The organism is Flavobacterium limi, from assembly GCF_010645075.1.
In the GTDB taxonomy this organism is placed as follows: domain Bacteria; phylum Bacteroidota; class Bacteroidia; order Flavobacteriales; family Flavobacteriaceae; genus Flavobacterium; species Flavobacterium limi.
Genome location: NZ_JAADZV010000009.1, coordinates 14,299 through 40,984, shown reverse-complemented (window position 1 = coordinate 40,984; position 26,686 = coordinate 14,299). Strand labels below are relative to the sequence as shown.

The 26,686-nt window shown below is 37.0% G+C and carries 21 protein-coding genes; 10 read left to right on the top strand and 11 right to left on the bottom strand.

What is annotated here, in order from left to right; genetic code table 11:
• Positions 1-80: 80 nt before the first annotated feature.
• The 11 genes from GXM16_RS17380 to GXM16_RS17335 all read right to left on the bottom strand — a co-directional run bounded on the left by GXM16_RS17380 (position 81) and on the right by GXM16_RS17335 (position 18,098).
• A complete protein-coding gene (locus GXM16_RS17380; RefSeq protein ID WP_163395766.1) occupies positions 81-2,357 on the bottom strand; it encodes a sulfatase-like hydrolase/transferase in 2,277 nt (758 codons plus the stop codon).
• 23 nt (positions 2,358-2,380) lie between these two features.
• Positions 2,381-3,913: a RagB/SusD family nutrient uptake outer membrane protein gene (locus GXM16_RS17375; RefSeq protein WP_163395765.1), complete on the bottom strand. Its 1,533-nt coding sequence runs from the start codon at positions 3,911-3,913 to the stop codon at positions 2,381-2,383.
• 25 nt (positions 3,914-3,938) lie between these two features.
• Complete coding sequence (locus tag GXM16_RS17370; protein ID WP_163395764.1) at positions 3,939-6,995, bottom strand: SusC/RagA family TonB-linked outer membrane protein; 3,057 nt, start codon at positions 6,993-6,995, stop codon at positions 3,939-3,941.
• 184 nt (positions 6,996-7,179) lie between these two features.
• Positions 7,180-8,799 (bottom strand): sulfatase-like hydrolase/transferase, encoded by a 1,620-nt coding sequence (locus tag GXM16_RS17365; RefSeq protein ID WP_163395763.1) that lies wholly within the window; start codon positions 8,797-8,799, stop codon positions 7,180-7,182.
• Between the two features lie 166 nt (positions 8,800-8,965).
• A complete protein-coding gene (locus GXM16_RS22890; protein ID WP_229684377.1) occupies positions 8,966-9,271 on the bottom strand; it encodes a thioredoxin family protein in 306 nt (101 codons plus the stop codon).
• Between the two features lie 79 nt (positions 9,272-9,350).
• Positions 9,351-9,683 carry a rhodanese-like domain-containing protein gene (locus GXM16_RS22885; protein WP_229684376.1) on the bottom strand — a complete coding sequence of 111 codons (333 nt, stop codon included), beginning with the start codon at positions 9,681-9,683 and terminating at the stop codon, positions 9,351-9,353.
• 6 nt (positions 9,684-9,689) lie between these two features.
• Positions 9,690-10,751 carry a sterol desaturase family protein gene (locus GXM16_RS17355; RefSeq protein WP_163395762.1) on the bottom strand — a complete coding sequence of 354 codons (1,062 nt, stop codon included), beginning with the start codon at positions 10,749-10,751 and terminating at the stop codon, positions 9,690-9,692.
• A 139-nt stretch (positions 10,752-10,890) separates the two neighbouring features.
• Complete coding sequence (locus GXM16_RS17350; RefSeq protein ID WP_163395761.1) at positions 10,891-11,064, bottom strand: hypothetical protein; 174 nt, start codon at positions 11,062-11,064, stop codon at positions 10,891-10,893.
• Between the two features lie 446 nt (positions 11,065-11,510).
• Positions 11,511-13,430: an arylsulfatase gene (locus tag GXM16_RS17345; protein WP_163395760.1), complete on the bottom strand. Its 1,920-nt coding sequence runs from the start codon at positions 13,428-13,430 to the stop codon at positions 11,511-11,513.
• Positions 13,431-13,455: 25 nt separating this feature from the next.
• On the bottom strand, positions 13,456-14,928 hold the full coding sequence (locus tag GXM16_RS17340; RefSeq protein WP_163395759.1) for a RagB/SusD family nutrient uptake outer membrane protein: 1,473 nt from the start codon (positions 14,926-14,928) through the stop codon (positions 13,456-13,458).
• A gap of 17 nt (positions 14,929-14,945) precedes the next feature.
• Positions 14,946-18,098 carry a SusC/RagA family TonB-linked outer membrane protein gene (locus GXM16_RS17335; RefSeq protein ID WP_163395758.1) on the bottom strand — a complete coding sequence of 1,051 codons (3,153 nt, stop codon included), beginning with the start codon at positions 18,096-18,098 and terminating at the stop codon, positions 14,946-14,948.
• A gap of 917 nt (positions 18,099-19,015) precedes the next feature.
• Here GXM16_RS17335 and GXM16_RS17330 point away from each other — a divergent pair.
• The 10 genes from GXM16_RS17330 to moaA all read left to right on the top strand — a co-directional run bounded on the left by GXM16_RS17330 (position 19,016) and on the right by moaA (position 26,600).
• A complete protein-coding gene (locus tag GXM16_RS17330; RefSeq protein ID WP_163395757.1) occupies positions 19,016-20,188 on the top strand; it encodes a molybdopterin molybdotransferase MoeA in 1,173 nt (390 codons plus the stop codon).
• A 149-nt stretch (positions 20,189-20,337) separates the two neighbouring features.
• Positions 20,338-21,084, top strand: a complete 747-nt coding sequence (locus GXM16_RS17325; RefSeq protein ID WP_163395756.1) for a sulfite exporter TauE/SafE family protein — start codon at positions 20,338-20,340, stop codon at positions 21,082-21,084.
• A 77-nt stretch (positions 21,085-21,161) separates the two neighbouring features.
• Positions 21,162-21,734, top strand: coding sequence for a molybdenum cofactor guanylyltransferase (locus tag GXM16_RS17320; RefSeq protein WP_163395755.1), 573 nt, complete (start codon positions 21,162-21,164; stop codon positions 21,732-21,734).
• 6 nt (positions 21,735-21,740) lie between these two features.
• Entirely contained in the window at positions 21,741-22,529 is a 789-nt protein-coding gene (gene cobA, locus GXM16_RS17315; protein ID WP_163395754.1) for a uroporphyrinogen-III C-methyltransferase, read from the top strand.
• A gap of 3 nt (positions 22,530-22,532) precedes the next feature.
• Positions 22,533-22,769, top strand: coding sequence for a MoaD/ThiS family protein (locus tag GXM16_RS17310; protein WP_163395753.1), 237 nt, complete (start codon positions 22,533-22,535; stop codon positions 22,767-22,769).
• A 10-nt stretch (positions 22,770-22,779) separates the two neighbouring features.
• Positions 22,780-23,859, top strand: a complete 1,080-nt coding sequence (gene moeB, locus GXM16_RS17305) for a HesA/MoeB/ThiF family protein (protein WP_163395752.1) — start codon at positions 22,780-22,782, stop codon at positions 23,857-23,859.
• A 14-nt stretch (positions 23,860-23,873) separates the two neighbouring features.
• Positions 23,874-24,167 carry a DUF7677 family protein gene (locus tag GXM16_RS17300; RefSeq protein ID WP_163395751.1) on the top strand — a complete coding sequence of 98 codons (294 nt, stop codon included), beginning with the start codon at positions 23,874-23,876 and terminating at the stop codon, positions 24,165-24,167.
• An 81-nt stretch (positions 24,168-24,248) separates the two neighbouring features.
• Complete coding sequence (locus GXM16_RS17295; protein ID WP_163395750.1) at positions 24,249-24,680, top strand: molybdenum cofactor biosynthesis protein MoaE; 432 nt, start codon at positions 24,249-24,251, stop codon at positions 24,678-24,680.
• An 11-nt stretch (positions 24,681-24,691) separates the two neighbouring features.
• Positions 24,692-25,606, top strand: a complete 915-nt coding sequence (gene moaCB, locus GXM16_RS17290; RefSeq protein ID WP_163395749.1) for a bifunctional molybdenum cofactor biosynthesis protein MoaC/MoaB — start codon at positions 24,692-24,694, stop codon at positions 25,604-25,606.
• On the top strand, positions 25,593-26,600 hold the full coding sequence (moaA, locus tag GXM16_RS17285; protein ID WP_163395748.1) for a GTP 3',8-cyclase MoaA: 1,008 nt from the start codon (positions 25,593-25,595) through the stop codon (positions 26,598-26,600). Before moaCB ends, moaA begins: the two co-directional genes overlap by 14 nt.
• The last annotated feature ends 86 nt before the right edge of the window (positions 26,601-26,686 follow it).

The window sequence follows — 26,686 nt, the reverse complement described above, 5'->3', positions numbered from 1 at the left end:
TTTTTATTCCGCTTCTCTGCACAAAAAACACTCGAACTGACGTTTTTAACAATTACATCCAACGGGTTATTTACAATTCACTATTGTACACTTTGCTCAATCACAATTTTCGTTACTTTTCCTTTAAATGCAAATGGCCACGGATAGGATTTGGTTACCGGAGAATTTAAATCTTTACCCACGCTAATTCCTTCGCTAGAGATACTGTTGAGGTATTTTCCACGATTTATATTTGTTTCTTCAGCTACTTTTTCACCATTTAGAAATAATATGATGCTTTTAGAATCGGTATATTCCAGTTTGATGGTGTTTTTTCCAATATTAATTGGTTTTGATGCTGTTAGGATTTTTTCTTCCAGTCCATTGTTAAGGATGTATTGTAATTTTCCGTCTTTGATGTATAAGCTTGAACCACCCAACAGACCTCCGTTTGCAAATATTACGCCTTCATCCGTTTTGTTTGAAGTTTCTATACTGGCAGTAATGGTTACAGCTCCTTTTCCAATATTCACCTGAATTTTTTGTGATACTCCTTCTAGAATTACGGTTTTTGGCTTGATTACAGGTTTTGCCAATCCTTCCTGATAACTGTGTAAAGGATAGACGTTATTGTTTTTGGCTTCGCTGTCAAACAAATCCTGAAGTTCTTTCAGCTTTTCCGGATTTTTTGAAGCAAGATCATTGATTTCATTCCAGTCTTCGTTCAGGTTGTAAAGTTCCCATTTGTCCTGACTGAAAGGGCGTGGGTTGAAATTCGGATCTGTGCTTGCTGTGTCACCGGAATAATTTCGCGGATGATATACGCTTGCTTTCCAGCCGTCTTTGTAAATCGAACGGCCTCCGTGAAGTTCATAATATTGTACATGATGACGTGTTGGCGCCTTTCCGTCGTTGAAAGAAAATGCAAAACTGGTTCCCTGAATTGGCCATTGCGGATATCCATTAATGATTTCAGGAACGCTCACTTTTGCAAGTTCAACCGTTGTAGGCAAAATATCCGAAACATGACTGTATTGGGTACGGATACCACCTTTTTCTTTTATTCCGTTTGGCCAGTGCACGATCAACGGATTGTGTGTCGCTCCCTCGCTGTTGGCATCACTTTTCCAGTAACGGAAAGGCGTATTACAAGCCTGAGACCATCCCAGCGGATAATTCGGATTTGATTTCTCTGTTCCGATTTTGTCTAAATTTTCCAGTAAAAATGGCACATTGCTGCCGGCAGTATTGCGTTCTCCTATGCCCAGAGAGCCGCTGTAAGTTCCTTCTTTACTGCCTCCGTTATCACCAATTATTAAAAAAATCAGCGTATTATCCAATAAGTCTGAACGTTTTAAAAAGTCAACTACGCGTCCAATTTCGTGATCGGTGTAAGCAAGAAAACCCGCATAATTTTCCATGAAACGGGCATATACTTTCTTTTCATCAGCAGACAGGCTATTCCAGTCCTGTACGCCTGCCTGACGAGGAGGTAAAACAGTTCCTTTCTGCAGTAATCCCAAAACTGTTTGGCGTTTAAATACTTCCTGACGGTACCAGTCCCAGCCTTTATCGAATTTACCTTTATACTTATCGCTCCACTCTTTGGCAACATGGTGAGGAGAATGTGTTGCCCCAGTTGCGTAATACACAAAAAACGGTTTTTCAGGATCTGTTGACTTTTGGTTGGCTATGTATGAAATGGCTTTATCAGCCAATAATTCATTCAAATGTTTGGTATTCGGTTCAATATTAATCTCATTGATCCCATCGCTAAGCTGTGGATGCCATTGGTCTGTTGCTCCGCCGTAGAATCCGTAAAATTGTTCAAATCCGCGTCCGGTTGGGTATCGGTTAAACGGACCATTAAGGCTTTGCTGTGCCGGCTGGATACCGTGCCATTTGCCAAGTGCAAAGGTATTGTAGCCATTTTCACGAAAAATTTCGGCTACAGTTCCGGCTTCCAACGGAATTTCACCTAAGTAACCCGGTTCTCCGATTCCTAATTCGGCATGATGTCCCATAGCTACTTTGTGATGGTTTCGTCCGGTTAATAAAGCGGCTCGTGTTGGGCTGCAGATACCGGTTGTATGAAAGTTGGTATAACGCAGACCATTATTAGCAAGAGCTTCAAAATTTGGAGTCTCTACCAAACCGCCAAATGCTGATGAGGAACCAAAACCGGCATCGTCAAGCAGAATCCATAATACATTTGGAGCATCTTTTTTTGCCTTAACTTTTTCCGGCCACCACTGAGTTGATTCATCAAGTGTTTTCCCAACCTTTCCCTGAAAGGGCTGAATAGGCTGATGCTGTGCTATAAGGGTATTTGTCCCGAATAAAGTTGCTGCTGCAATTAAAATTTTATTGATATTCATCTGTATCTTTTTTAGAGTTATTATTACCAACCAGGATTTTGGGCGCCTTTTAGTTTTTTATTCCGTTCAATTTCAAATTCAGGAATTGGAAATAGATAATGCCTTGCTGCTACGTTTGTTTTTCCAACAGCCTGAAGATTTTTAAGCAATGTGCCACGTCCTTCAGGTCCAACGCCTGTAACTTCAGCTCCCGTTTGACGGATGAGGTCAAAATATCTTTGATATTCCCCAACAAGTTCCAGCCTTCTGTCGAGGTAAACTGCTTCCCGAAACTCATCTTTTGTCAGACCAGTCACAAGATCGTCCAAACCAGCTCTTTTTCGTACTTTATTAAGCGAAGTATAGGCTTTTTCGGTTGGGCCGTTTAATTCATTTTCAGCTTCTGAATGGATTAACAATACTTCGGCGAAACGTAATATATTGGCATTAGCTTCAGATTTTCCGGTGCTTGCATAATTGGGATCCCAATATTTGTTGATGTAAGGGATTGAATCACCCGGAACTTTACTATCGTGCAGGTTTCCGTACCACTTTCCATTGGTTGGACTTTTGTATTTGGTTACAAAACTTACATTACGTCTTTTATCTTTAGGCGTGTATAATTTGTAAATGCTGAAATATTTATCTGTTCCTTTGGTATAAAAAGTCAATTGATCTCCGTAAGAACCTTTTAAGCCGGGTATTCCGGTTGCGATATCACGAGCAGTTACCGCATTGGTTATATTGGCAGCTGCATTAAACTGAACCGAAAAGATATGTTCTTTGCTGTTTTTGTACGCCGGCAAAAATACCTGTGCATAATCATCCAGCAATCCATAGCCATAAGTTCCATTAATTACTTCTTCTGCTGTAGTTATGGCATTTGCCCAATCACGTTTGGTAAGGTATACTTTTGATAATAATGATTTGGCAGCACCTTCAGTTGCGCGTCCAGGTTCTCCGGTTCCTCCAGCCTTAAACGAGTTTACCGATTCTTTTAAGTCTGTAATTATCTGTGTATAAATTTCATCTGCAGTATTTCTTGGTACCTGAAGCTGTTCAATTGAAAGCTGGGTCTGATCGGTCAATAATAGAGGCACACCTCCAAATTGCCTCACTAAATCAAAATAATACAAGGCGCGCAGGAATTTGGCTTCACCTAATAACCTGCTTTTCAATTTTTCATCCATTGTAATTCCCGGAATTCTTTCAATAGCAACATTGGCTTTGTTTATAGCAGAATAGTGCTGCTGCCAGCTTTCTTTTCCACGAAGTAAAGTAGAAGAATGTGTTAAGGCAGAAAGGGATCTCACATCCGGGTTTGGAGAGCCTGGTCCGGCACTAAGATCATCCGTCATAAAATCCATTCCGGTGTTGTACAGTGAGTTATATATTGGCTGTCCCACAATATCGTTTTGATTTAAGTGGAAATAAATTGAATTGACCGCTGCAACAGCATCACCGGAGGTTTTGTAAAACTGACCGGGTGAAATAAAGGATTGAGGATCTTCTTCTAACGAAGTACATGCTGCTAAACCAAGAGAAACAGCAATAAGTAAAAAATGTATCTTTTTCATATTAAATATTTTATAGTATTAAATTTTAGAAAGTCACACTAACTCCTCCTAAAATTGTTTTAGTTCCCGGATAAACGCCCACGTCAACTCCAGAATTAAGTGCAGATTGTCCGTTTCGATTTACTTCGGGATCATAACCTGAATAATTCGTAAACGTGATCAGGTTTTGACCGGAAATATAAAACCGGGCACTGCTTAGACTGAGAAAGCTCGCAATCTTTTTAGGCAGAGTGTAGCCTAAAGAAATGTTCTTAAAACGGATGTAAGAGCCGTCTTCGACATAGCGATCGGATAATACGGCTGAGGGATCTTCAACTGCCCGATGAATGTTGGTATTTGTATTGGTAGGAGTCCAACGGTTCAGTAAGGTAGCATAGGCTCCTGTATAACCTGTTCCCAGTTCATAATCAGCTGCTGATCTGTTGAAAATTTTATTTCCATAAGAAGAGTTAATAAAAACAACCAAATCGAAATTTTTGTAGCGGAAGGTGTTGGTAAAACTGGCTAAAAAGAGCGGCTCTGAATTGCCTACGACTGTTCTGTCATCTGCCTGAGTAATTTTTCCGTCATTATTTAAATCCTTAAATTTCTGGCTTCCGGCTTTTGTATTTGCCAACGGAGAAGCAGAAAAGTCATCTCCTTCCTGAAACAGGCCGTCAAATTTGTACATATAAAACGATCCCAATGGCTGTCCTACCTTTACAATTCCTGAAGGTGTTGTCGCAGTTGCAGGATTAACAGGAATAAAAAAATCATTACCATTGCCAAGACTCAATACTTTATTTCGGTTAGCTGAAAAAATGAAGTTGCTGGTCCATTCAAATTCACCTGTAAAATTCAGTGTTTTCAAAGCCAGTTCAATTCCTTTATTTTCAACTGCTCCTAAATTTTGAAAAGCACTTTCGAGTCCCGAAGTATAAGGAATTGGAACTTCCAGTAATAAATCTTCGGTTTTTTTGTAATAAACATCTCCGGTAAGGCTTATCCGATTGTTGAATAGGGAAATATCAACACCTAAGTTATATTGGGTTGTTGTTTCCCATCCTAAATCAGGATTCTCAAAACTGTTTGGGGCAAAACCAGGTACCAGTGTATTAGCAAATACATACGGATAATAAGAAAGTCTGGCTATCGACTGATACGGATTTATCTCCTGATTTCCTGTTAAACCGGCGCTCAAACGAAGCTTTAATGAACTGATTTGCTCAACTCCCTTCAGGAATTTTTCATTGGAAACATTCCAGGCAAAAGCGGCAGAAGGAAATGTCCCCCATTTGTTGTCTGAACCAAATCGCGAAGAACCATCAGCCCTTACAGTGAAAGTAAAAAGATAACGGTCATCAAAGCCATAATTAACTCTGGCAAGATAAGACTGAAGCGACCATTCAGTAGCCCCGGATGCCGGAGTGGTTATTACAGTACCGGATCCAAGATTGTTGTAGGTAAATTCATCACTGGCAAAATTTGAGGCGCCTGCGCGAAATACTTCTGAAGACGTTTTTTGCTGTGTGTATCCGGCAAGAACATCAAAAGCGTGTTTTTCGCCAAATTTTCTTTTATAGCTGATGGTGTTTTCATTCAGCCAGTTGAGAGAGGATAACGATCCTTTTGATGCACTTCCACCGGCAGGGCTTTCATAGAGTGTAGAAGGAATGTATCTGTTTTGTTTGTTTTCAATGATATCTGTACCCAGCGATACTTTTGCTGTTAGCCCTTCAATTATTTTGTATTCTCCAAAACCGTTAAATAAAAACCTTGTTGTAGTAGTTTCATTTATTTGTTGGGTCATTGTGGCTATTGGATTTGCTACTGCAGCACCATAACTGCTGTTTACAGTAAATTGTCCATTCGCATCGCGTACAGGAACAACGGGCACCATAGCAAGAATGTTTTGAACCACTCCGTCAGGAGCAACATCAGCGTGGGTTTTGCTTCCGCTTAGATTTAAGCCAAGTTTGAATTTCGAATTTAAATCATGATCAATATTCAGCCTTCCGGAGTAGCGGTCAAAACCGGAATTGATAAGGATACCGTCTTGTTTGAAATAATTTCCTGAAAATAAAAGCCTTGTCTGTTCAGTACCCGAAGTAATGGAAAGGGTATGACTTTGTATAGGAGCATCCGTATAAGCTTCGTCCTGCCAGTTTGTGCCTTCGCCTAATTGATCGAGTTGTTCCTGTGTATATAATGGAGCTTTTCCGGAGTCTTTCAAAGCATCGTTTTTCAAATATCCCCATTGCTCTGCATTTAACATCGGAATGGTACTGATCACTTTTTGAACCCCATAATAACCATCATAGGTAACTGCCAGCTGACTTTTTTTACCTCTTTTGGTAGTAATCAAAATTACTCCGTTTGCACCACGCGATCCATAAATAGCAGTAGCTGATGCATCTTTTAAGACATCAATCGATTCAATTTCTGTAGGATTAAGACTTGATAAAGGGTTTATGCTTGCTCCGCTGGTCACACCGGAGTCAGTCGCCCCATCACCATTATAAACCGGGAAGCCATCAATTACATAAAGAGGTTCATTACCAGCAATTATTGAAGTTCCCCCACGGATTCGTACTGAAGTTCCTGCACCGGGCTGACCACTGGATTGTGTAACCTGCGCACCCGGAATTCCTCCCTGAAGAATCCGGTCTACGGATAAAACAGGCAATGTCTTTATTTCGGCAGAAATAGACGAAAGAGAACCGGTGTAATCCTTTTTCTTTTGCGTACCGTAACCCACAATCAGAACGTCTGTGAGTTCCTGTACATCGGCAGATAATGGAATACGAACCGGACTCCCGTCAACAACTAATTCTTTCGTCTTATAACCCAGAAAACTTATGATTAAGGTGTACGGATATTTTTGTCCTGTCTGGAAATAAAATTTTCCGTCTAAATCCGTTTGTACACCGTGTGTTGTTCCTTTTATATTTATGGAAGCCCCAATTATGGGTTCATTTGTGATTTGGTCGACTACAGTACCTTCCAGTTTAGACTGAATTAGCGGAGTAGTTTCCTGCGCATTAATTCCCAGCGAAAGCATAAATAGGCTGAGAAATGAAAATAGATATAACTTTTTTTTCATTACTTTGTTTTGGTTTAATAAAGAAAGGATGCATTGATTTTCCAGATTTTTGCATTCCTTTTAGATTGAATATTCTTTTTTGAGCCTCGCCATTTCTGTTCCACCAGAAATGGCTTTTTTATTAGCAGCAGCTTCTTTTCATTGTATTTGTTTTAAAGGTTATTATTGAATCAAAAATGATCGGTTACAAATCGACAAAGTATTTTTGTGTTCCAAAGTCAAACTCATAATGCATTAAATTAGGCCATAAAGGTTTTACGAGTCCTTTTTCCCAGTTTTGTAATGCAGTTTGAAGTTCTTTTACTTTTGACGGATTTTTTTGGGCTAAATCTGTTTTTTCAGATTTATCAGAAGCCAGATTATAAAGCCATTTTTCATATGTTTTTCCGCTGATGATCAGTTTCCAGTCACCACTTCTGATGGCTTTTGCATCTCCGGAACGCCAGTATAAGTTTTTATGGGCTTCTTTATTATTGTTTACAGTGCTAATTAGATCTACACCATCATAAACACGGTCTTTTGGCAGATCAGAATGAATTGCAGTCGCTATAGTACTGAAAATATCCAGCGAACTTACCGGTGTTTTGTAAACTGTATTGGGTTTGATTTTCCCTTTCCACGAAAGTGCAAACGGCACATTGATTCCGCCTTCAAAATGGGAGAATTTACCTCCTTTGAGGGGTGCGTTTGTAGTAGCAAAAGTATAATTGGCACCACCATTATCACTGGCAAAAATAATTAGGGTATTTTCTTCAAGACCTTCTTTTTTGACTTTTGCCCTGATTCTTCCAATAACATCATCCAAAGCACTGATCATGGCAAAATAGACGCGTTTGTTTTCATCTTTTACATTAGGAAAACGGTCATAATATTTTTTGCGAACCTGAAAAGGAGTGTGTGGCGCATTAAACGGAATATACAGTAAAAACGGTTTTGTTTTATTTTTATCAATGAAAGCTTCTGCTTCTTCGGCAAATTTTTCAGTTAAATACGCTTTCTCTTTGATGATGGTAGTATCACGGCGAATTTGTCCAATTCCAACACGGCCATTGCCCCAGATTACTTTATCGGTAAAATCTTTATGATGGTGATTGATGATATCCGGATTATCATCTTCGGGAGCAAAAAGCGAAAAGGCCTGATAAAATCCGTAATGATAATCGAAACCTCTGTCCAATGGGAAAAATCCTTTGTTATGTCCCAAATGCCATTTTCCGATAATGGCGGTGCTGTATCCTTTTCTTTTCGCCAGGTCGGCAAACGTAATTTCAGACTGAGGCAGACCCTGAGTAGCGATCGAAGCATCACTTGGATATTCAATTTTTGGGTTTAATCTCCAGCTATCGGTATTAATCAGATATTTAAAGGCATAATATTCCAGATTGTTTTTTGGATATCGGTCTCCGGGCTGAAATTCGTGACCAAATCGCTCCTGATAACGGCCAGTAAGCAAACCCGCTCTCGAAGGAGAACAAATTGAAGACGAAACATAACCTTCAGTAAAAGTTACTCCCGAAGCCGCCAGAGCATCTATTTGTGGTGTAGGAGTCGATTTTCCTCCGTATAATGAAATGTCGTATTTGCCTAAATCATCAGCCAGAAGAATGATAATATTCGGTTTTTTTTCTGAAGTATTAGAAGTGTCTTTTTTGGATAAAAATGCTGCTTTTCCTTCAGCTAATTTTGCATCTGCTTTTATTAATGTTCTGTCAGTATTGATAGGCCAGAATAAAAATATTGCAGCAATCAGAAGGACAATTAAAATGGGTAAACCAATCTTTTTGATTTTTTTAAATCTTGCCATATATGTTGTGGTATTTAAAAGGGAGGAAATGTTTTTGCCTGCAATCCGGCTGATTTGATTGATTTCAAATTGATAAACCTACAAGGTTGTTGGACCTTGTAGGATAGCAAAAAAAACAAAAAACAACTTAACTAAACTGCATTATTAGATTGGGGCATGGCTGTTATTAATTTTGTGCCAAAGCCAAATCAACCTGTTTTTTCAAATCGGCTGTACCTTCTTTCTTGAAAATGATTTTGCCGTTTTTGTATAAAATCAGGGTTGGAAAAACTTTAATTATCTTGAGGTCGGCTATAAATTGTGGATTGTCTTCCAGATCAATTTCTATGACTTTTAAATTGGTTCCATATTGCGTTTTAATAGTTTCCAGAACCGGTTTTACTTTTTTGCAGGCACCACAATAAATGGATCCGATATCTACTAAAACATCTTTGTTTTCAGCGATGATTTTATTGTATTCTGCTAACGTCAATTTACTTTTTGAATTGGCATAAAACGGTTTTCCGTTACCAATCCAGTTGGCAATTCCGCCTTCTAAACTGTAAGCTTCTTTAAAACCTTTTTTTTAATAAATCATCAGCGAGCCAGACACTTCTTCCGGCACCGATAGAATAGGTAAAAACGGGTTTTGTTTTATCCAGTTTTGCCAGCTGCTGCTCATAATCCTTTGATTCCAGATTAAAATTTACCGCTCCGTTAATATGGTTTAAAGCAAACTCTTCCGGACCTCTCGCATCAATAATCTGCGGATTTTTTTCTGCCTGAATTTTACTGTAATACACATCTAGTGATACTGTATTAGAACTTTTATTTTGTGCCAGACCAATAACTGTAAAAAGCAGGGTTAGGGCTGAAATGCTGTTTTTAAATATTTTATTTTTCATGATAGTTTAAGATTGAGCGGTTTCGAATACGGGCTGGTTTTCAACAACCGGATTTTGCTTTAAGGGTACTGAAAGAACACCTTCGGCAAGAGCGCTTCCTTCTTTTTTAGATTTGAATATTGGCCAAAGAAACTGTGCATACCATTCTTCCTGTTTGTAGGATTTGATTCCGTATGATTTTGGAAACTGACGTGTAATCAAACCTGTTCCGAATATCACATCCCAGATAAAAAACATATTGCCAAAGTTGCCTTTGAAGTGTCCAACACCGTCTCCGCTGGTATCTGCGTGATGTGCATGGTGCGTGGCCGGAGTCGAAATCAAACGTTCCAATACCCATTCAATTGGATGTAAAACTTTGTACTTGTAGAAAGGTTTATCCCAGGCAATGCTCGAATGTGCACCCAAAGTGATCAAACTTTTAATGACCAGAACAAACAAAGCAGGCAATCCTAAGCCTAAAAAGGTCAATGTAGCTGTTAAGTATATTTGAGAGAAAAAGATGGTATATATAAAATTTTGTCTAGAAAGCATTGCCATTCCCATGTACGGAGCCGAGTGATGCGTTCTGTGAAAACGCCACAAAAACGGAATCTGATGATGCAGACGATGGTACCAGTACTGGGTTAAATCATCAGCAACAGCAATCAGGAAAAAGCCGCCCCAAAACGGAACCCATGAAAGTGAATTTTCAAGATTCGGAATCAAAACCGGTAAAACTTTTAAACTGAAAAAAGCAATAACCGCAGGTAAAATTAACTTTGGAGCCAGGAAACTCACAATATCTATTTTACGTTCTTCGCCTGTCCATTCGTCATCATATAAGCCAGCTGTAAATTCGATGATTCCCAACACAATCATAAAAACAGTTAATCCCCAGGTACGGATATTTTCGAAAGCCGGTTTTGCAAATTCCAAAAAAGCCGGTAATGCAATATGTGATTCGCTTACAAGACCGTTACTTAATTTAAAATACAGGTAAATTGCCAAAACAGGCAGTGTGTAGATAAAAAGACTGATGCTTAAATCTCTTGTCAGATTTTTATTTGAATTGTGAACTGTTGCCATGATTTCTTATTTTAAAAATTGATTGATTAGTGCTAAACCTCCGGCCAGAATTGCCAGCGGAACTAAAAAAAGAATTGTTCCTACGACAATCTTTTTGCCTATAATTTGATAATCGATTAGTTTCATATTATGTGTTTTTTTAGTTTAATATTTTAGTCAGGAACAGGATAAACTGTATATTTTTTTTTTCTTCCTTTCCTGTAACTAGTAGTGCCTCTATCACTTCCAGTTGATTTATATAAAAATTAGTTTCTTCGGTAATTTTATTGTCCGTGCTGGATATTTCTACAACTTCCTGTTTTACTTCAGCCATGATTTATTATTTAAAAATTAGATACAATAATGCCAAAACCCCAGCTAAAAGAGTCAAAGGCAATCCGAAAAGGATACTTCCGGCAATAATCTTTTTTATGATATATTTAAAGCTGATAGGTTTCATTATTATTGATTTTGAAGTTATCGTTATGCTTAGGCTGTGGTCTGTTTTGTTTTAAAAATATTTGTTGATTCTTATAGGTTTAATGCTTGCTTTTGGATATTTTTTATTTCTTTAATTATATGTATTTAGTAGAATTTTTATATCCAAAATTTCTAATTTGAGAAACTGTAACCCTGAGCGGGAGTCTAAGGTTTTGTATATAAAAGAGCTTCAAATCAGATCAGCCTGACTCCAATCTTCGAATTTTAAAGTTGCTTTTTAAATAAGAGCTATTAAAACACTCTTTTGAGAATGCTCAATAGCTCTGAAATTTTATTTAATTATTCTTGCACACTTCCCGGTTTCGTTGCTTCTTTAATCAGTTCCTGAAGGTTTTTGCCTTTGTCAGCACCGGTATTGTGGATTTTTCTGCCCAATACATCCTGCCAGTCAATTAATGGGTAAACATTGTTTTCTTTGGCCTGTTCATCAAACAGTTTTTTAAGTTCCTCTAATTTTTCAGGATACTTTTTAGCCAGGTTATTACGTTCGTTAAAATCTTCGTTTAAGTTGTATAATTCCCAAACATCATTATCAAAATTGCTTGCCTGCGGAAATCCATTTTTACCTGCAGTTTTTAGCAAAGTAAACGGATCCGGATGCGCTGCAGCAGCTTTCCAGCCATCTTTGTAAATTGCTCTGTTTCCAAAAATGTAGTAGTATTGTATTTTGTGAAGAGATTCTGCTTTGGCATCGTTTAAAGAAGTGTATAAAGAAGATCCCTGAATGATATCCTGTTTGATTCCTTTGATATATTCCGGAGCTTTTATTCCTGCAATATCAAGGGTAGTAGGAAGAATATCGTTTACATGACTGTACTGATTTCTGATTCCGCCCTTATCCTTAATTCCTTTTGGATAATGAATAATTAACGGGTTGCGTGTTCCTCCTTCAGATTGTGCATCCTGTTTCCAGTTTTTGAAAGGGGCATTGGTCGCCTGTGCCCAGCCTAAAGGGTAATTGGTGTTAAGACCCTGAGGTGTTCCGATTTCGCCAATATTGGCTAAATTGTCCTGAAGATTTTTTTCGTCAGAAACGCCCTGAGCAAAGAGATTTTGGTTAATGGTCCCCACCAGACTTCCTTCTTTACTGGCTCCGTTATCTCCAATGGCAACAAAAATCACGGTATTATCAAACTGATTGGTTTCTTTTAAATAATTGACAACCCTTCCGATTTCTGCATCGGTATAAGTCAAAAATCCGGCATAAACCTCCATGAATCTTGCATAGACTTTCTTTTGGTCCGGAGATAATTTTTTCCATTCCCCAATCAGCGGATTACGTTCCGGCAACACCGCATTAGCAGGAATTACACCCAGTTTCTTTTGGTTAGCCAATACTTTTTCACGGTATACATCCCAGCCTTCGTCAAATTTTCCTTTGTAAGCATCACTCCATTTTGTAGCTACCTGATGTGGTGCATGAGCGGCTCCGGGAGCGTAGTATAAAAAGAACGGTTTTCCGGGTGCTGCTTTTTGTTGTTTTTGAATGTAACTGATAGCTTTATCCGTAATCAGTTCGTTTAAGTGGCGTCCGTCCGGTTTTATGTGTACCTGATCTTCTACTAGATCCGGATTGTACTGATCGGTTTGTGATCCTAAGAATCCGTAAAAATGATCAAAGCCTTTTCCGGTTGGCCATCTGTCAAACGGACCTGCATCAGTAGCTTCTTCATCAGGAGTTACACCATATTTACCAACTGCAAAAGTGTTATAGCCGTTCTCGCGTAAAATTTCAGCGATGGTTCCTTTGTCAGATGGAATTCTTCCGTCCCAGCCAGGAAAACCTGCTGACAAAATAGTATGGGAGAAACCGCTAACGTGAACTCTTCCTGAATTTCTTCCGGTTAGCAAAGCGGCACGGGTAGGGGCGCAGATGGCTGTTGTATGAAAATTGGTATAACGTAATCCGTTATTTGCCAAAGCATCAAAAGTTGGTGTTTCAATTAGACCTCCAAAAGCACTTGAAGCTCCAAAACCTACGTCATCCAGCAAAATCCAAACTACGTTGGGAGCACCTGCAGGAGCTTTTACCGGTTCTGGCCAGTATTCTTTTGATTCAGCCAATGTTTTACCGACAGTTCCTTTAAAATCTGCATTTGGCTGATTTTGTGCAATGCCAAGTTGAGCTACAAGCAACGCAGTAATCAAAAGGCCTTTTTGCGGACTTTTGATTGTAAAGTTATTTTTGAAATTTTTCATGATTATAATTTTTTATGGTTGGTTATTAATATCCTAAGTTTTGTGGTAATCCGTCCGGATTTTGATCTCTTTCGCTTTGAGGAATCGGATATAAATTGTTCCTTTCTGAAACGGCTGATTTTCCGGGTACTTTTTTTACTTCAGAAACCAGTCTTCCCCAACGAACCAGATCAAACCAGCGTTGTCCTTCCTGAGCAAACTCTTTTGTACGTTCTGTAAAAATCGCTTCCTTAAATTGTTCTTTGGTTAGTCCTGCTAAATCTACTGTTGTATCAGGCGTATCAATTGGTTTTCCAAAGGCTCTCCTTCTCACTTTATTGATGGCTTCATAAGCTTCGGCTGTTGGCGCATTTTCCTGTTCATTTATGGCTTCTGCTAATGTTACCAGAATATCAGCATAACGAATAATCGGAAAGTTAATAGACACATTCGCACCATTAGATAAAATGGTAACATCCAGGTATTTTCTAAAAATAGGTTTTGGAAAAGTGTACAATAAACCGGTTGCCGGATTAAGTAATTGTTTGGCATAAGTAGCATCCCTGCGCGTATCGCCTGCAGCGTAGATATCATAAAACAAACTTACATCTGAGATAATATCTGCAGGTTCAACAGGCGCAAATCCTGCAAAAGAAGTTCTCATGAAAGTGCTTCCGCTGCTTCCGTTTCCGGCCTGATTTGGTTCAAACTGAACAGAGAAAATATGCTCTTTTCCGTTTTTAGTAGCTTTATTAAAAATATCCGAAAAGTTGGTGAAAAGACCATAGCCATATCCTCCGTTAATAACTTCTTTTGCTTTCAAAATAGCATTTGGCCAGTCTTTTCTCGTTAGATATACTTTTGCTAAAATCGCTTTTGCGGCTCCCGATGTTGCACGGCCCACATTAGTACCTGTGTATGTTGTAGGAAGCGCTTCGGCATCTGTCAAATCTTTAATAATTTGGGTATATACTTCATCTACAGTCGCTCTGTCTGCTTTTAAATCTTCAATGGCCAACGATTTCGGTTCATGTAAAACTAACGGAACACCTCCCCATAAACGAACAGCATGAAAATAAAGCAACGCTCTTATAAACTTAGCTTCGTTAATCAATCTGGCTTTGAGTGTCTCAGTACCCTGAACTTTCGGAATATTGTCAATCGCAATATTGGCTCTGTTGACACCGCTGTAAATTTGTCTCCACGCTACCTGAACCCTGTCTGTATTGGCATCATAAGACAAAGCACTAATGGCACGTACGTTTTGGTTAATGGCCGATGCTCCCGCTGCAGCATAATCAGTTCCCATGTCTGTCAGGAAGTAAAGGTTTCTTCCAAAAAGACTTTGCTCGGTTCCGTCATAACTTAAGGAAGCATATACAGCAGTAACACTTGCAATGGCATCGTCATCGGTATTATAAAAATTTTCTTTGGTAACAAATGATGTTGGTGTCACATCTAAATCTGTGCACGATGCCAGTAGAATCGTACTTATTGAGAGTAATATAAACTTTTTCATCTTGTTTTATTTTTTAATTAAAAAGTGACATTAATACCACTAATAAATGTTTTTGAAGTTGGATAAGCTCCGTAATCGATACCAGGCAATAAATTACTTTGTCCGTATGAACTAATTTCCGGATCAAAACCACTGTACTTGGTCCAGGTAACTAAATTTTGTGCTGAAACATAAAATTTGACGCTTTTGGTTTTGATTTTTGAAGCAATGTTTTTTGGTAAAGTGTATCCCAGTGTAACAGTTTTCAAACGGATATAAGAACCATCTTCTATATAACGGTCAGAAACTACAGTTGCAGGTGAATTGGCTGCTCTTGGAATTTCCCCGCTTGGGTTTGCTGTAGTCCAGTGATCTCTTAAAGCACCTGCTGCATTGTTTCCTAAAGTTGGAATTTCTAACTGCTGGTTGATTGCGTTGTAAATTTTACTTCCAAAAGCACCCTGAAAAAACAGATTCAAATCAAAGTCTCTGTATACCAAAGTGTTGTTTAAACTTGCTACAAATTTGGGCTGTGCACTTCCTAAGTTGACTTTATCGTAAGCAGCTGTAATTTTTCCGTCCGGTACACCATTTGGACCGCTGATGTCTTTGTATCTTCTGTCACCCGGTTTTGTATTGGCAATACTGTTTAAGGTAGGCTGAGTATTGATTTCGTCCTGATTTTGGAAAACACCATCAGTTCTGTAACCCCAGAATGTTCCAAGGGGCTGACCCACTTTTACGATAACCGGCTGTTGTAAATTCAATACACCGCTTGGTGCTACAGGGAAAAACTGCTGTATGCCATTACCGATTTCAAGTACTTTATTTTTGTTAATTGAATAATTGAAATTAGAATTCCAGGAGAAACTGTCTGTTTTGATGTTTTCTGTAATAATACCAATTTCAAATCCTTTGTTTTCAACTGCACCGATGTTTTGCAGAACAGAAGTATTACCTGTGGTCAACGGAATTGGTATATATACCAGTAAATCGGTTGTCTTTTTATAATAAGCATCCAAAACAAGACTGATTCGTTTGTTCAGAAAGTCAAAGTCAAGACCCGTGTTATATTGAGTCGTTTTTTCCCATTTCAATTTCTCGTTGGATAATCGTATTGGAGCAAAACCGGTGTAAATAGTTCCTCCAAAAGAATAGTTTACAGAACCCAAAGAGGCTAAAAACAAGTAATCTCCAATTTCCTGATTTCCTGTTGTTCCGGCGCTTAGTCTCAATTTGATATTATCTACGCCTTTGATATTTTTAGCAAAATCTTCTTCGGTAACATTCCATGAAAAACCTGCTGAAGAAAAGAATCCCCATTTTGACTCAGAACCAAATCTTGAAGATCCGTCTGCACGTGCAGAAACAGATAAATTATAACGGTTTAAATAAGAATAATTGACTCTCCCTAACCAGGACTCTAAAACACTTTCGTAGGCATCACTTGTGGGTTTTATCGGGTTTCCGTCCTGCAAGGCATTGTATCCGCTCAAATCATTATTGAAGTTAGTTGCTCCGGAAGTTGCTACTTCTCCTTTAGAATACTGAATAGTATATCCGGCCAAAGCAGACAGCTGGTGTTTGTCTTCTCCAAATGAAGTATTGTAATTTAATGTGTTTTCATTTAAAACAGAACCTACGAGTTTATTTCCAACAGAAGCATATCCTTTGGTTTCAATACCATTTGTCGTGTTTGATGGTGCGTAGTAATTTTGCTTGGTGCTAATGATATCAGCATTTAAAGTGGATTTAAGAGCAAGGTTTTTGGCTAACTTATATTCTCCCCATAAAGAACTTAAGGTTCTGTTGATTTTTGTTTCATTGGTAATATTTTCCAAATCGTTAATAGGATTTGAAATGTAACCGTTTATAGAAGCTACATACGGATTGTTTTTAACATTAAACGTACCGTCCTGGTTTCGTATTGGGACAACAGGTGCTGTCAATAGTACTCCTGCTAAGGTATTAGGAGCTGTTAATGCAGCACTTGAACTATTGGCGCTCATACCATTAAAGTCTGAATTGGTTATGGTTGCTGTTACACCAAATCGAAACAAATCGGTTACATCTTTTTCATAATTGATCCTTAACGAAAGTCTTCTGAAATCAGATCCTATGATAATTCCATCTTGTTTAAAATAATTGGCAGAAACTGAATATCTTGAAGTTTCATCCCCACCTGAAAAGCTCAATTGATGATTTTGAATTGGAGCTCCTTTCCTAAAAGCGGCATCCTGCCAGTCATAATTTCCGGTTGTTTTAAAATCTTCAATTTGCTGTGATGTAAAGGAAGGCGTCTGCCCAAGACCGGTCTGAATATCATTTCGTAAGGTTGCCCATTCGCTGGCATTCAGTAAATCCAGTTTTTTAGTAATGTTCTGAAATCCAAAATATCCCTGATACGTAATATTATTTTGTCCTTTTTTGCCTTTTTTAGTAGTAATTAAAATCACACCGTTAGCACCACGTGAACCATAAATTGCAGTTGCAGAAGCATCTTTTAAAACCTCAATAGATTCAATATCCGAAGGATTTAAAGTGGACAAAACATTCACTCCTGCTCCTGCAAATGATATGCCGGCAGAACCGTTATTGTTGTCATTATAAACTAGAATTCCATCAATAACATATAAAGGTTCGTTACCTCCGGTAATGGAGTTCCCGCCACGAATCCGGATGCTTGATGAAGCTCCCGGCTGACCAGAACTTTGTGTAACCACAACTCCGGCAACTGCTCCGCGAAGCAGGTTATCTGCTGATGAGGTTACCTGATTTAAACTTGCTTTTGGTATAGAAGATACAGATCCCGTTATATTTTTTTTGCTTTGAGTACCATATCCTACAACTACTAATTCTTTAAGCTGCTGAACATCTTCTTCCAGTTCAATTGTTATGGGGCTTCCATCAGCTACAACCTGTAGTCTTTTGTAGCCAATAATGCTAACTATTAAGGTATAAGGAAATTTTTGCCCAGTTTCAAAAAAGAATTTTCCATCTATATCCGTGGTTACGCCATGGGTAGTTCCCTTAATCTGAACGTTAACACCGGGTAATGGCTGTTGTGTTATTTTGTCTAAAACAGTTCCGTTTAGAGTTGAATTTATTATAAATTGGGTATTTTGTGCCTGAAATTTCAGAGATAATAATAAAATTGTCACCCATAAAATGAGATTTATATTTTTTTTCATTTCTTTGTATTGGTTTTAAGTAATTAACAAGGAGCCCTGAAAGTTGATTTTTCAACTCTCTATTTTCCTTTATTTAGCGATAAATTTTCTTTAAGCCTCGCCATTTCTGTTGCCGCAGAAATGGCTTTTTTTATTTATTTACAGCAATGGTTATGCATCTTTTTCATTTTGGTAATTTTAGTTTTTTTTAATTGGACTTGTTGATTAATGCGTATAAGATTGAATATTCTTTTTAGAACAATTGATTGTCAAAAAGAATTTATAATGTTCAATAAGAATGTTTTTGAATTGAAAGACTCTTTGTAATTTGAATATTAAAATCAGAATCAAAACGGAGGATTGCTTTTGAGAATTAGCAACAGAAGCACATACAACAACAAGATGTGTTATAAGTTTTTTTTTTGGAAAGAATGGAATAAGATATGCTTTCGGTTGTTTTCAAAATATAGTTTTTATGGTTTTAAACATTTTTTTAAACTCTACTAATCCTATAGACAAAGTTAATTTTAATATAATAAAAACCAAAAATTTGCTTAGTTTTTTTTTAAACAAAAGCAAATAAGTAAACTTTTGTAGAAATGATTAGTTGTTAAATCATTGATATTTAGATTATTATGTAGAATAGTTTATTTGATATAATGTTGTAAATATTTTCTAAACAATTGTAAAATGTAGTATTTTATACTTAATTATATGATTTTTGAATTTAGGTCAAGATCAAAAATAATAGAAACAGATCAGTTTCAATAATAGTTGAAAAAATTTTATAACAAAACCGGATGTGATTTAAGGCGTGATTTTAAATAAATTAGAGTAATTTTATAGTTTGAAAAATAAATTAATTTTTTTTAACCACGCTAGTAATAAATACTTATATTTGCATTAAGTATTTATACTTAGTTTTATATTTTTGTGAAATGATACAAGTTAGTGAAGCTTTAACAATCGTAGCCGAAAACAGCTCAAAAATGCCATCACAAATAATAGCAGTTGGCAAAGCACTCGGATATGTATTGGCAGAAACGGTTTATTCGCCAATCGCAATGCCGCCGTTTCGTCAGTCAGCAATGGATGGTTATGCTTTCAGACACAGTATAAAACATCAATATGATGTTGTAAGTATTTCACAAGCGGGAGATCATTCTAATGTAAAACTAAAAGAAAACGAAGCAATCCGAATTTTTACAGGAGCTTTTGTTCCTGATGATGCGGATACTGTTGTAATGCAGGAGCACGTAATGGCAAATGAAAATTCAATTTTGATTGCTAAAATGCCGGAACAGTTTGCAAATGTTCGTGCGAAAGGGGAGCAGATCAATAAAAATGGAATTGTTTTTGAGGCCAATACTTTAATTACACCGGCTGCTATTGGTTTTCTGGCTTGTTTGGGAATCACAGAAATTACAGTGTACAAAAAGCCTAAAGTAGCGATATTGGTAACTGGAAACGAACTGGTAAAACCGGGAAAAAAATTACCAAAAGGAAAAATTTACGAAAGTAATTCCGTGATGCTTCAGGCAGCGCTTCAAACAATTGGAGTTAATAAAGCAAAGGTTTTTAAAGTAAAAGATAACCTTAAAGCAACTAAAAAGGCTTTAAAAAATATACTGGAAAAATATGATGTAGTCTTAATTTCGGGTGGAATTTCAGTTGGCGATTATGATTTTGTAAAAGAAGCATTACTGAAAAACGGAGTAGAAGAACTATTTTATAAAATCAATCAAAAACCGGGAAAACCAATGTTTTTTGGTTCTAAAAAGGAGACTTTAGTTTTTGCTTTACCCGGAAATCCGGCTTCCTCGCTGACTAATTTTTATGTGTATGTATATCCGGCAATCCGAAACCGAATGGGATTTTCAGATATTCATTTGCCAAAATTAGCCCGAAAATTAAATGCCGGAATTTCGAATTCATCCGGAAAAACATTGTTCTTAAAAGCTTTGTACAATGAAACCCATGTTACGGTTTTAGATAGCCAAAGTTCAGCAATGCTCAACACTTTTGCAACAGCGAATTGTTTGCTAATTGTACCTAATGATGTTGAAAACCTTAAAAAAGAACAATTGGTTACATTATTGCCGATTGATTGAAGATTTTAGAATATAGAAAAAAAGAGTAAAGAATATAGTTTTTGATGTAAAATATTGAAATGCAGTGTGTAAATAAAAACATACAGTAAGCAGCCTGAAACAAAGAAAACATGAAACCTGAAGCAAAATAAACCTGAAACAAAAAAACAATGCAGCTACTAACTTCCGAAAATATTATCCTCTTCAGTTTTGCATTAATTGTGATTGCATTTCTGTATTCCAGTGTTGGACATGGGGGAGCGTCAGGCTATTTGGCCTTAATGACTATTTTTGCTTTTCCGGTAGCGATTATGAAACCTTCGGCGTTGTTGCTGAATTTATTTGTTTCGAGTATTTCGTTTTTGTTTTATTACAGAATGAATTATTTTAAACCCAAACTCTTTTATCCGTTTGCGATAGCTTCTGTGCCGGCAGCTTTTATTGGCGGATTTATTACGCTTGATAATACAATTTATAAAGTTATTTTAGGAATCGTTCTGGTGTTTGCAGCTCTTAGATTGTTCGGAATATTCAATTTTAAGGAAAAAGAAGCGGTTCAGATCAAATTGCCTTTTGCTTTGGCAATAGGATTTGTAATTGGTTTGCTGTCAGGAATGCTGGGTATTGGAGGCGGTATTATTTTAAGTCCGATTTTATTATTCCTGGGATGGGCTTCAGTAAAAGAATCAGCAGCTATTTCAAGTCTGTTCATATTTGTCAATTCATTTGCAGGAATGTTAGGATTTCTTATGGGAGGGAAAATTATTCCGATAGAAAGTTTATATCTGGTTCCGATTGCAGCGATAGGCGGAATGTTAGGCGGATTTTACGGGAGCGGTTATTTTTCGAACAAAACCTTAAAAATAGTTTTAGGAACCGTGATTTTAATGGCAAGTGTAAAATTAATTTTTCCGTAGAAAACCTGAAACTTTAAACCTGACTCGAGGCTGAAAGCCGAACAGACGAAGTAAACAAAAAAACAAACAGTTCAACCATGAAAACACTAACAGCATTTATTCTTTGCGGAGGAAAAAGTTCCCGAATGAAGTCTGAGAAGGGATTGGTTCTGTTTCAGGGAAAACCATTTATTGAACATATAATTCAGGCTATTTTGCCGATTACTGAAAATATTCAGTTTATAACAAATACGAAAGAATACGATTATCTGCCGTATCAAAAAACAGCAGATATTATCAAAGATAAAGGACCTTTGGGTGGAATATATACCGCATTAGAAAATTCTGAAACCGAATTTAACCTGATTCTAAGTTGTGATATTCCATTGATTTCTTCAGAATTATTAGCTGAATTAATTGCAAAACACAATCAGGAAGCTCAGATTACCATTTTTGCCACAGAAAGCAGGATACATCCGTTAATCGGAATTTATTCGAAAAAAATTATTCCGGTTATAAAAGAAGCGATTGACAACAATGAACTGAAAATGATGGATTTTCTATCGAAAGTGCCTCATCAGATTATCAAAATAGAAGAAAGCGAAAACTTTCCTTTAACTAATATTAATTCGGTTGACGAATTAAACGACCTGAATATCAATTTAAGTTAATAGATTATGCAAAACTCAAGAACACCAAAGTTAACAGTAGTAGGCGCAGGCCCGGGAGATGTAGAATTGATCACGCTGAAAGCAATAAAAGCGTTAGAAAATGCCGACGTAGTTTTGTATGATGCGCTTGTCAACGAAGAATTGCTGCAATACGCTACAAATGCAGAAATTGTTTTCGTTGGTAAACGTTTAGGATGTCATGCCTACACACAGGACCAGATTAATGAGTTGATCGTTTCAATGGCAAACCGCTACGGACACGTGGTACGTTTAAAAGGAGGAGATCCTTTTATCTTCGGGCGTGGAAGTGAAGAAATCGAATATTCAGAAAAATTTGGTCTGGAAACTGCTGTGGTTCCGGGAATTTCATCTGCATTAGGGGTTCCGGCTTCAGTAGGAATCAGTCTGACACAACGAAAAGTTGCTGAGAGTTTCTGGGTGATTACAGGTACAACTTCCAGTCATGAATTGTCTAAAGATGTACATTTAGCTTCAAAATCGGCAGCAACAGTGGTTATTTTGATGGGAATGCACAAATTAAATGAAATCGTTGATATCTATAAAGCCAATCGTACCGATGATTTGCCAATTGCGATTATTCAAAACGGAACAAAAAATTCAGAACAAAAAGTGGTTGGAAACATTAGCTCAATTACTAAATTAGTTGCCGAAAAAAATATTTCATCACCAGCCATTATTGTAATTGGTGAAGTGGTAAAAAATACTTCAAAACTGACCTCTTATTTTCAGGAACATTTTGAAGATGAATTTATATTTCAGAATTTAAATCTATAATCAATGATTGAAGTTAAATATTTTGGAGCTGTTGCCGAAAAAACACAATGTTCATTCGAAAATGTGGTTTCTTCGAATATCTCCCTGCAGGATTTATTGCAGGATTTAGAAGAAAAATACCGTTTTGAATCGCTTTCTTTCAGCGTTGCCGTCAATCAGAAAATAGTTTCAAAAGCAACAAATTATACTTTAAAAACTAGCGATATTGTTGCTTTATTGCCTCCTTTTGCCGGAGGATAATTTATAATTTATGAATACATCTTCACGCTATAACCGACAAGTAATCCTTTCCGAAATTGGAGAAAATGGACAGTACAAATTATTAAAATCCAAAGTTTTAATTATTGGTGCAGGAGGTTTAGGCACTGCAATATTGCCTTATCTGGCAGCTGCCGGAGTAGGCGAAATCGGAATCGTGGATGATGATGTAGTCGAGCTTTCCAATTTGCAGCGTCAGGTAATTTATAAAAGTTCATCGGTTGCAAAATATAAGGTTGATGAAGCCAAAGCCATGATTGCAGAATTGAACCCCGATGTAAAAGTAAACGCTGTTGCTGAAAAACTTTCGGGAAAAAATGCCATTGCTTTATTCGAAAAGTATGATATTATTGTTGATGCAACTGATAATCTGCAGATAAAATACCTTATCAATGATGCCTGTCAGGTTACGAATAAGCCAATGGTTTACGGATCAATTTTCAGGTTTCAGGGGCAGGTTTCGGTTTTCAATTATCAAAACGGACCAACGTACAGATGTTTGTATCCGGATGAAAACAGTTCGTCTGTAAATTGTACGGATGCGGGAGTTATTGGGATTTCAGTTGGAATTATTGGTCTGCTGCAGGCAAATGAAGTTATAAAAATGATTCTGGAAACAGGAGAAATTTTAAGCGGAAAGATATTGGTTTATAATATACTGAATAATGAACAGCAGAAATATGATTTTGAAAAAAACAGTTCCTTTTTGATTGACAAAATTGTTTTCGAAAAAAAATATAAAATAGTTGAAAATATTGTAAATGAAATAGATGCTGAAGCTGTTTTAAATGAAATGGATTCTGAAGAAATTCTTTTTTTAGATGTTCGAAATGAAAATGAACGACCAAAAATTAATTTCAAAAATAAAATCCAGATTCCGTTAATGAATTTAGAAAATGAATTAGAAAAGTTAAATTCAACCCAGACTATTTACGTTTATTGTCAGTCTGGAATCAGGAGTAAAATGGCGGTTGAATTACTTCAGAAACATCAGTTTAAAAATATAAAAAGTATTGTTGGTGGTGCTTTGGCGTTGAAAGAATTATTAAAAGGAGAAAGAATTAAAATTTAGAGAATAAGTAATTAATGAAGTTAAGTAATTCGTTTAGTGGAGCATTGAGAACATTTTCTTATTTTATGGCAAGTGGAACTCATTACAATTTAGTAGGCATTGATTATTTACCTCTTTATGGGGATGAACCGAGTGCTATAGAACAAGTATTTGCTATATATGCTAATGTGATTGAAATGGATGAAAACGGAAAAGTACTTAATTCCAAATATGCAGAAATAAGAGCAACTGATTATTTAAAACAATATTGTAATGAAAACTTTAAAGTTGAACCGCCATATAAAGATTGGGAACTAGAATTATATTAAAATTTTAGATATTGCCAGGTTGTTCTGATATAAAAATGATTAGCGCGAATTTGTGTAATTCATGTTTTAAAAAGAAATGTAATGAGTAAAAATGTATTTGTAGAAGGACCAATTTCACCGGCATTTATTGCTGATTCAATAGCCAAACATCAATCCAAACATACGATTGGGGCACATAATATTTTTCTGGGGCAGGTTCGTGCCGATGTAATTCACGACAATACAGTTGTTGCGATTGATTATTCTGCCTATACCGATATGGCAAACGAAGCTTTACATACGATTCGTGAAAAAGCATTTGCCAAATTCGACTTGACCTGTATGCACATTTATCACAGTTTAGGCGTTGTAAAAGCGGGCGAAATCTGTCTGTTTGTATTTGTATCGGCAACACGCAGAAAACAGGTTTATGAAGCAACAGAAGCCATTGTAAACTGGATTAAAACCGATGTGCCTATTTTTGGCAAGGAAATGTTTGAAAACGATACCTTCACCTGGAAACAAAATACCTAATAAAATTTTAAATGGTAGATATTACGCATAAAATAAGTACATTAAGAGTGGCAACAGCGACAGCAATTGTCAAAGTAAGCAAACAGGAGACAATTGATGCAGTTGTCAATAATCTGGTACCGAAAGGTAATGTGCTGGAAATGGCTAAAACGGCTGGTTTATTTGCTGTAAAAAATACGCATTTGTCGATTCCGGATTGCCATCCGCTGCCAATTGAATTTACTTCGGTTGAATATAAAATTGAGGATTTGACGATTCAGATTATCTTCAACGTAAAAACCGTTTACAAAACAGGAGTAGAGGTAGAGGCCATGCACGGAGCGTCAATTGTGGCGCTTACAATGTACGATATGCTGAAACCAATCGATAAGGAAATCGAAATTTCAACCATTAAATTAATTAATAAAGAAGGCGGAAAATCGTCTTTCAAAAATAAATTTCCGTACGCTATAAAAGCAGCAGTTTTTGTTTGTTCAGACTCTATTTTTGCCGGTGATAAAGAAGACCGATCCGGAAAAATCATTGTAGAAAAGTTAGATTCTTACGGCGTTGAAACGACTCATTACGAGATTATTCCGGATGAATTAGAAATTATTCAGGAAAAGACAAAGGCTTTCACCAAAGATAATCAGCTGGTTATTTTTACAGGAGGGACAGGATTATCACCAAGGGATGTAACACCGGAAGCGCTTTCACCGATATTAGAAAGCAGAATTCCGGGAATTGAAGAAGCGATTCGTGATTACGGACAGCAGCGCATGCCGTATGCGATGTTATCCAGAACCGTTGCAGGAACATTAGGAAAAAGCCTGGTTTTGGCCTTGCCGGGATCAACAAACGGTGCAAGAGAATCCATGGATGCCGTTTTTCCGCATGTGATGCACGTTTTTCATATTTTAAAAGGAAAAAATCATGACACCCTCTAAAACCATTTTAACGGATGATTTTGGGCGAAAACACAACTATTTGCGTATTTCGCTGTTAGAGAAATGCAATCTGCGTTGTACGTACTGCATGCCTGCTGAGGGAATCGCATTGTCTCCGAAAGCCAGTTTAATGACGGCAGATGAGATTTTTGCTATTGCCCAAACTTTCGTAAAAAATGGTGTTGATAAAATCAGGCTGACCGGAGGAGAACCTTTGTTGCGAAAAGATTTTCCTGAAATTGTTTCGAAATTATCGGCTTTAGAAGTTTCGCTTTCGATTACGACCAACGGTATTTTAATTGACCGTCATATTGAAGTTTTAAAGAATGCAAACATCAAAAAAATAAATCTGAGTTTAGATACGTTGGTTTCATCAAAATTCCATTCCGTAACGCTTCGAAATCAGTTTGAAAAAGTGATTGACAATCTGCATTTGCTTTTAAATCATAATTTTCAGGTAAAAGTAAATGTGGTTTTGATGAAAGGTTTTAATGATAACGAAATTACAGACTTTGTCAATTTAACAGAGTCATTGCCAATTTCTGTCCGTTTTATTGAGTTTATGCCTTTTGCCGGAAACGAATGGGACAGAAGTAAAATGGTTTCACAAAAGGAAATTTTATCACAAGTTGAAGATAATTTTTCTTCAGATGAAATCCAGAAACTGGAAGATGAGAAAAACTTCACTGCCAGAACGTATAAAATCAAAGGTTTTCAGGGTGATTTCGGAATCATAAGTTCCATTACAAATCCGTTTTGTGATAGCTGCAACCGAATCCGCCTTACCGCAAACGGGAAAATTAAAAATTGCCTTTTCTCGAACTCCGAAACCGATTTGCTTACTGCTTTCAGAAAAGGTGAATCAATTACCGAATTGATTTCGGCTTCTGTAAAAAGCAAAAAGAAAGTCAGATCAGGTATGGTTACGATTTCTGAAATGGATGATCCAAACCTGCATTTTGACAATCGCAGCATGATTGCGATTGGGGGGTAATTTTTTGTGCTTTTTTTGTCATTTCGACCTTTTGGGAGAATCACACAAGAGATTCCGTGAAGTGATGAGCCAATCTTTTGTTGATC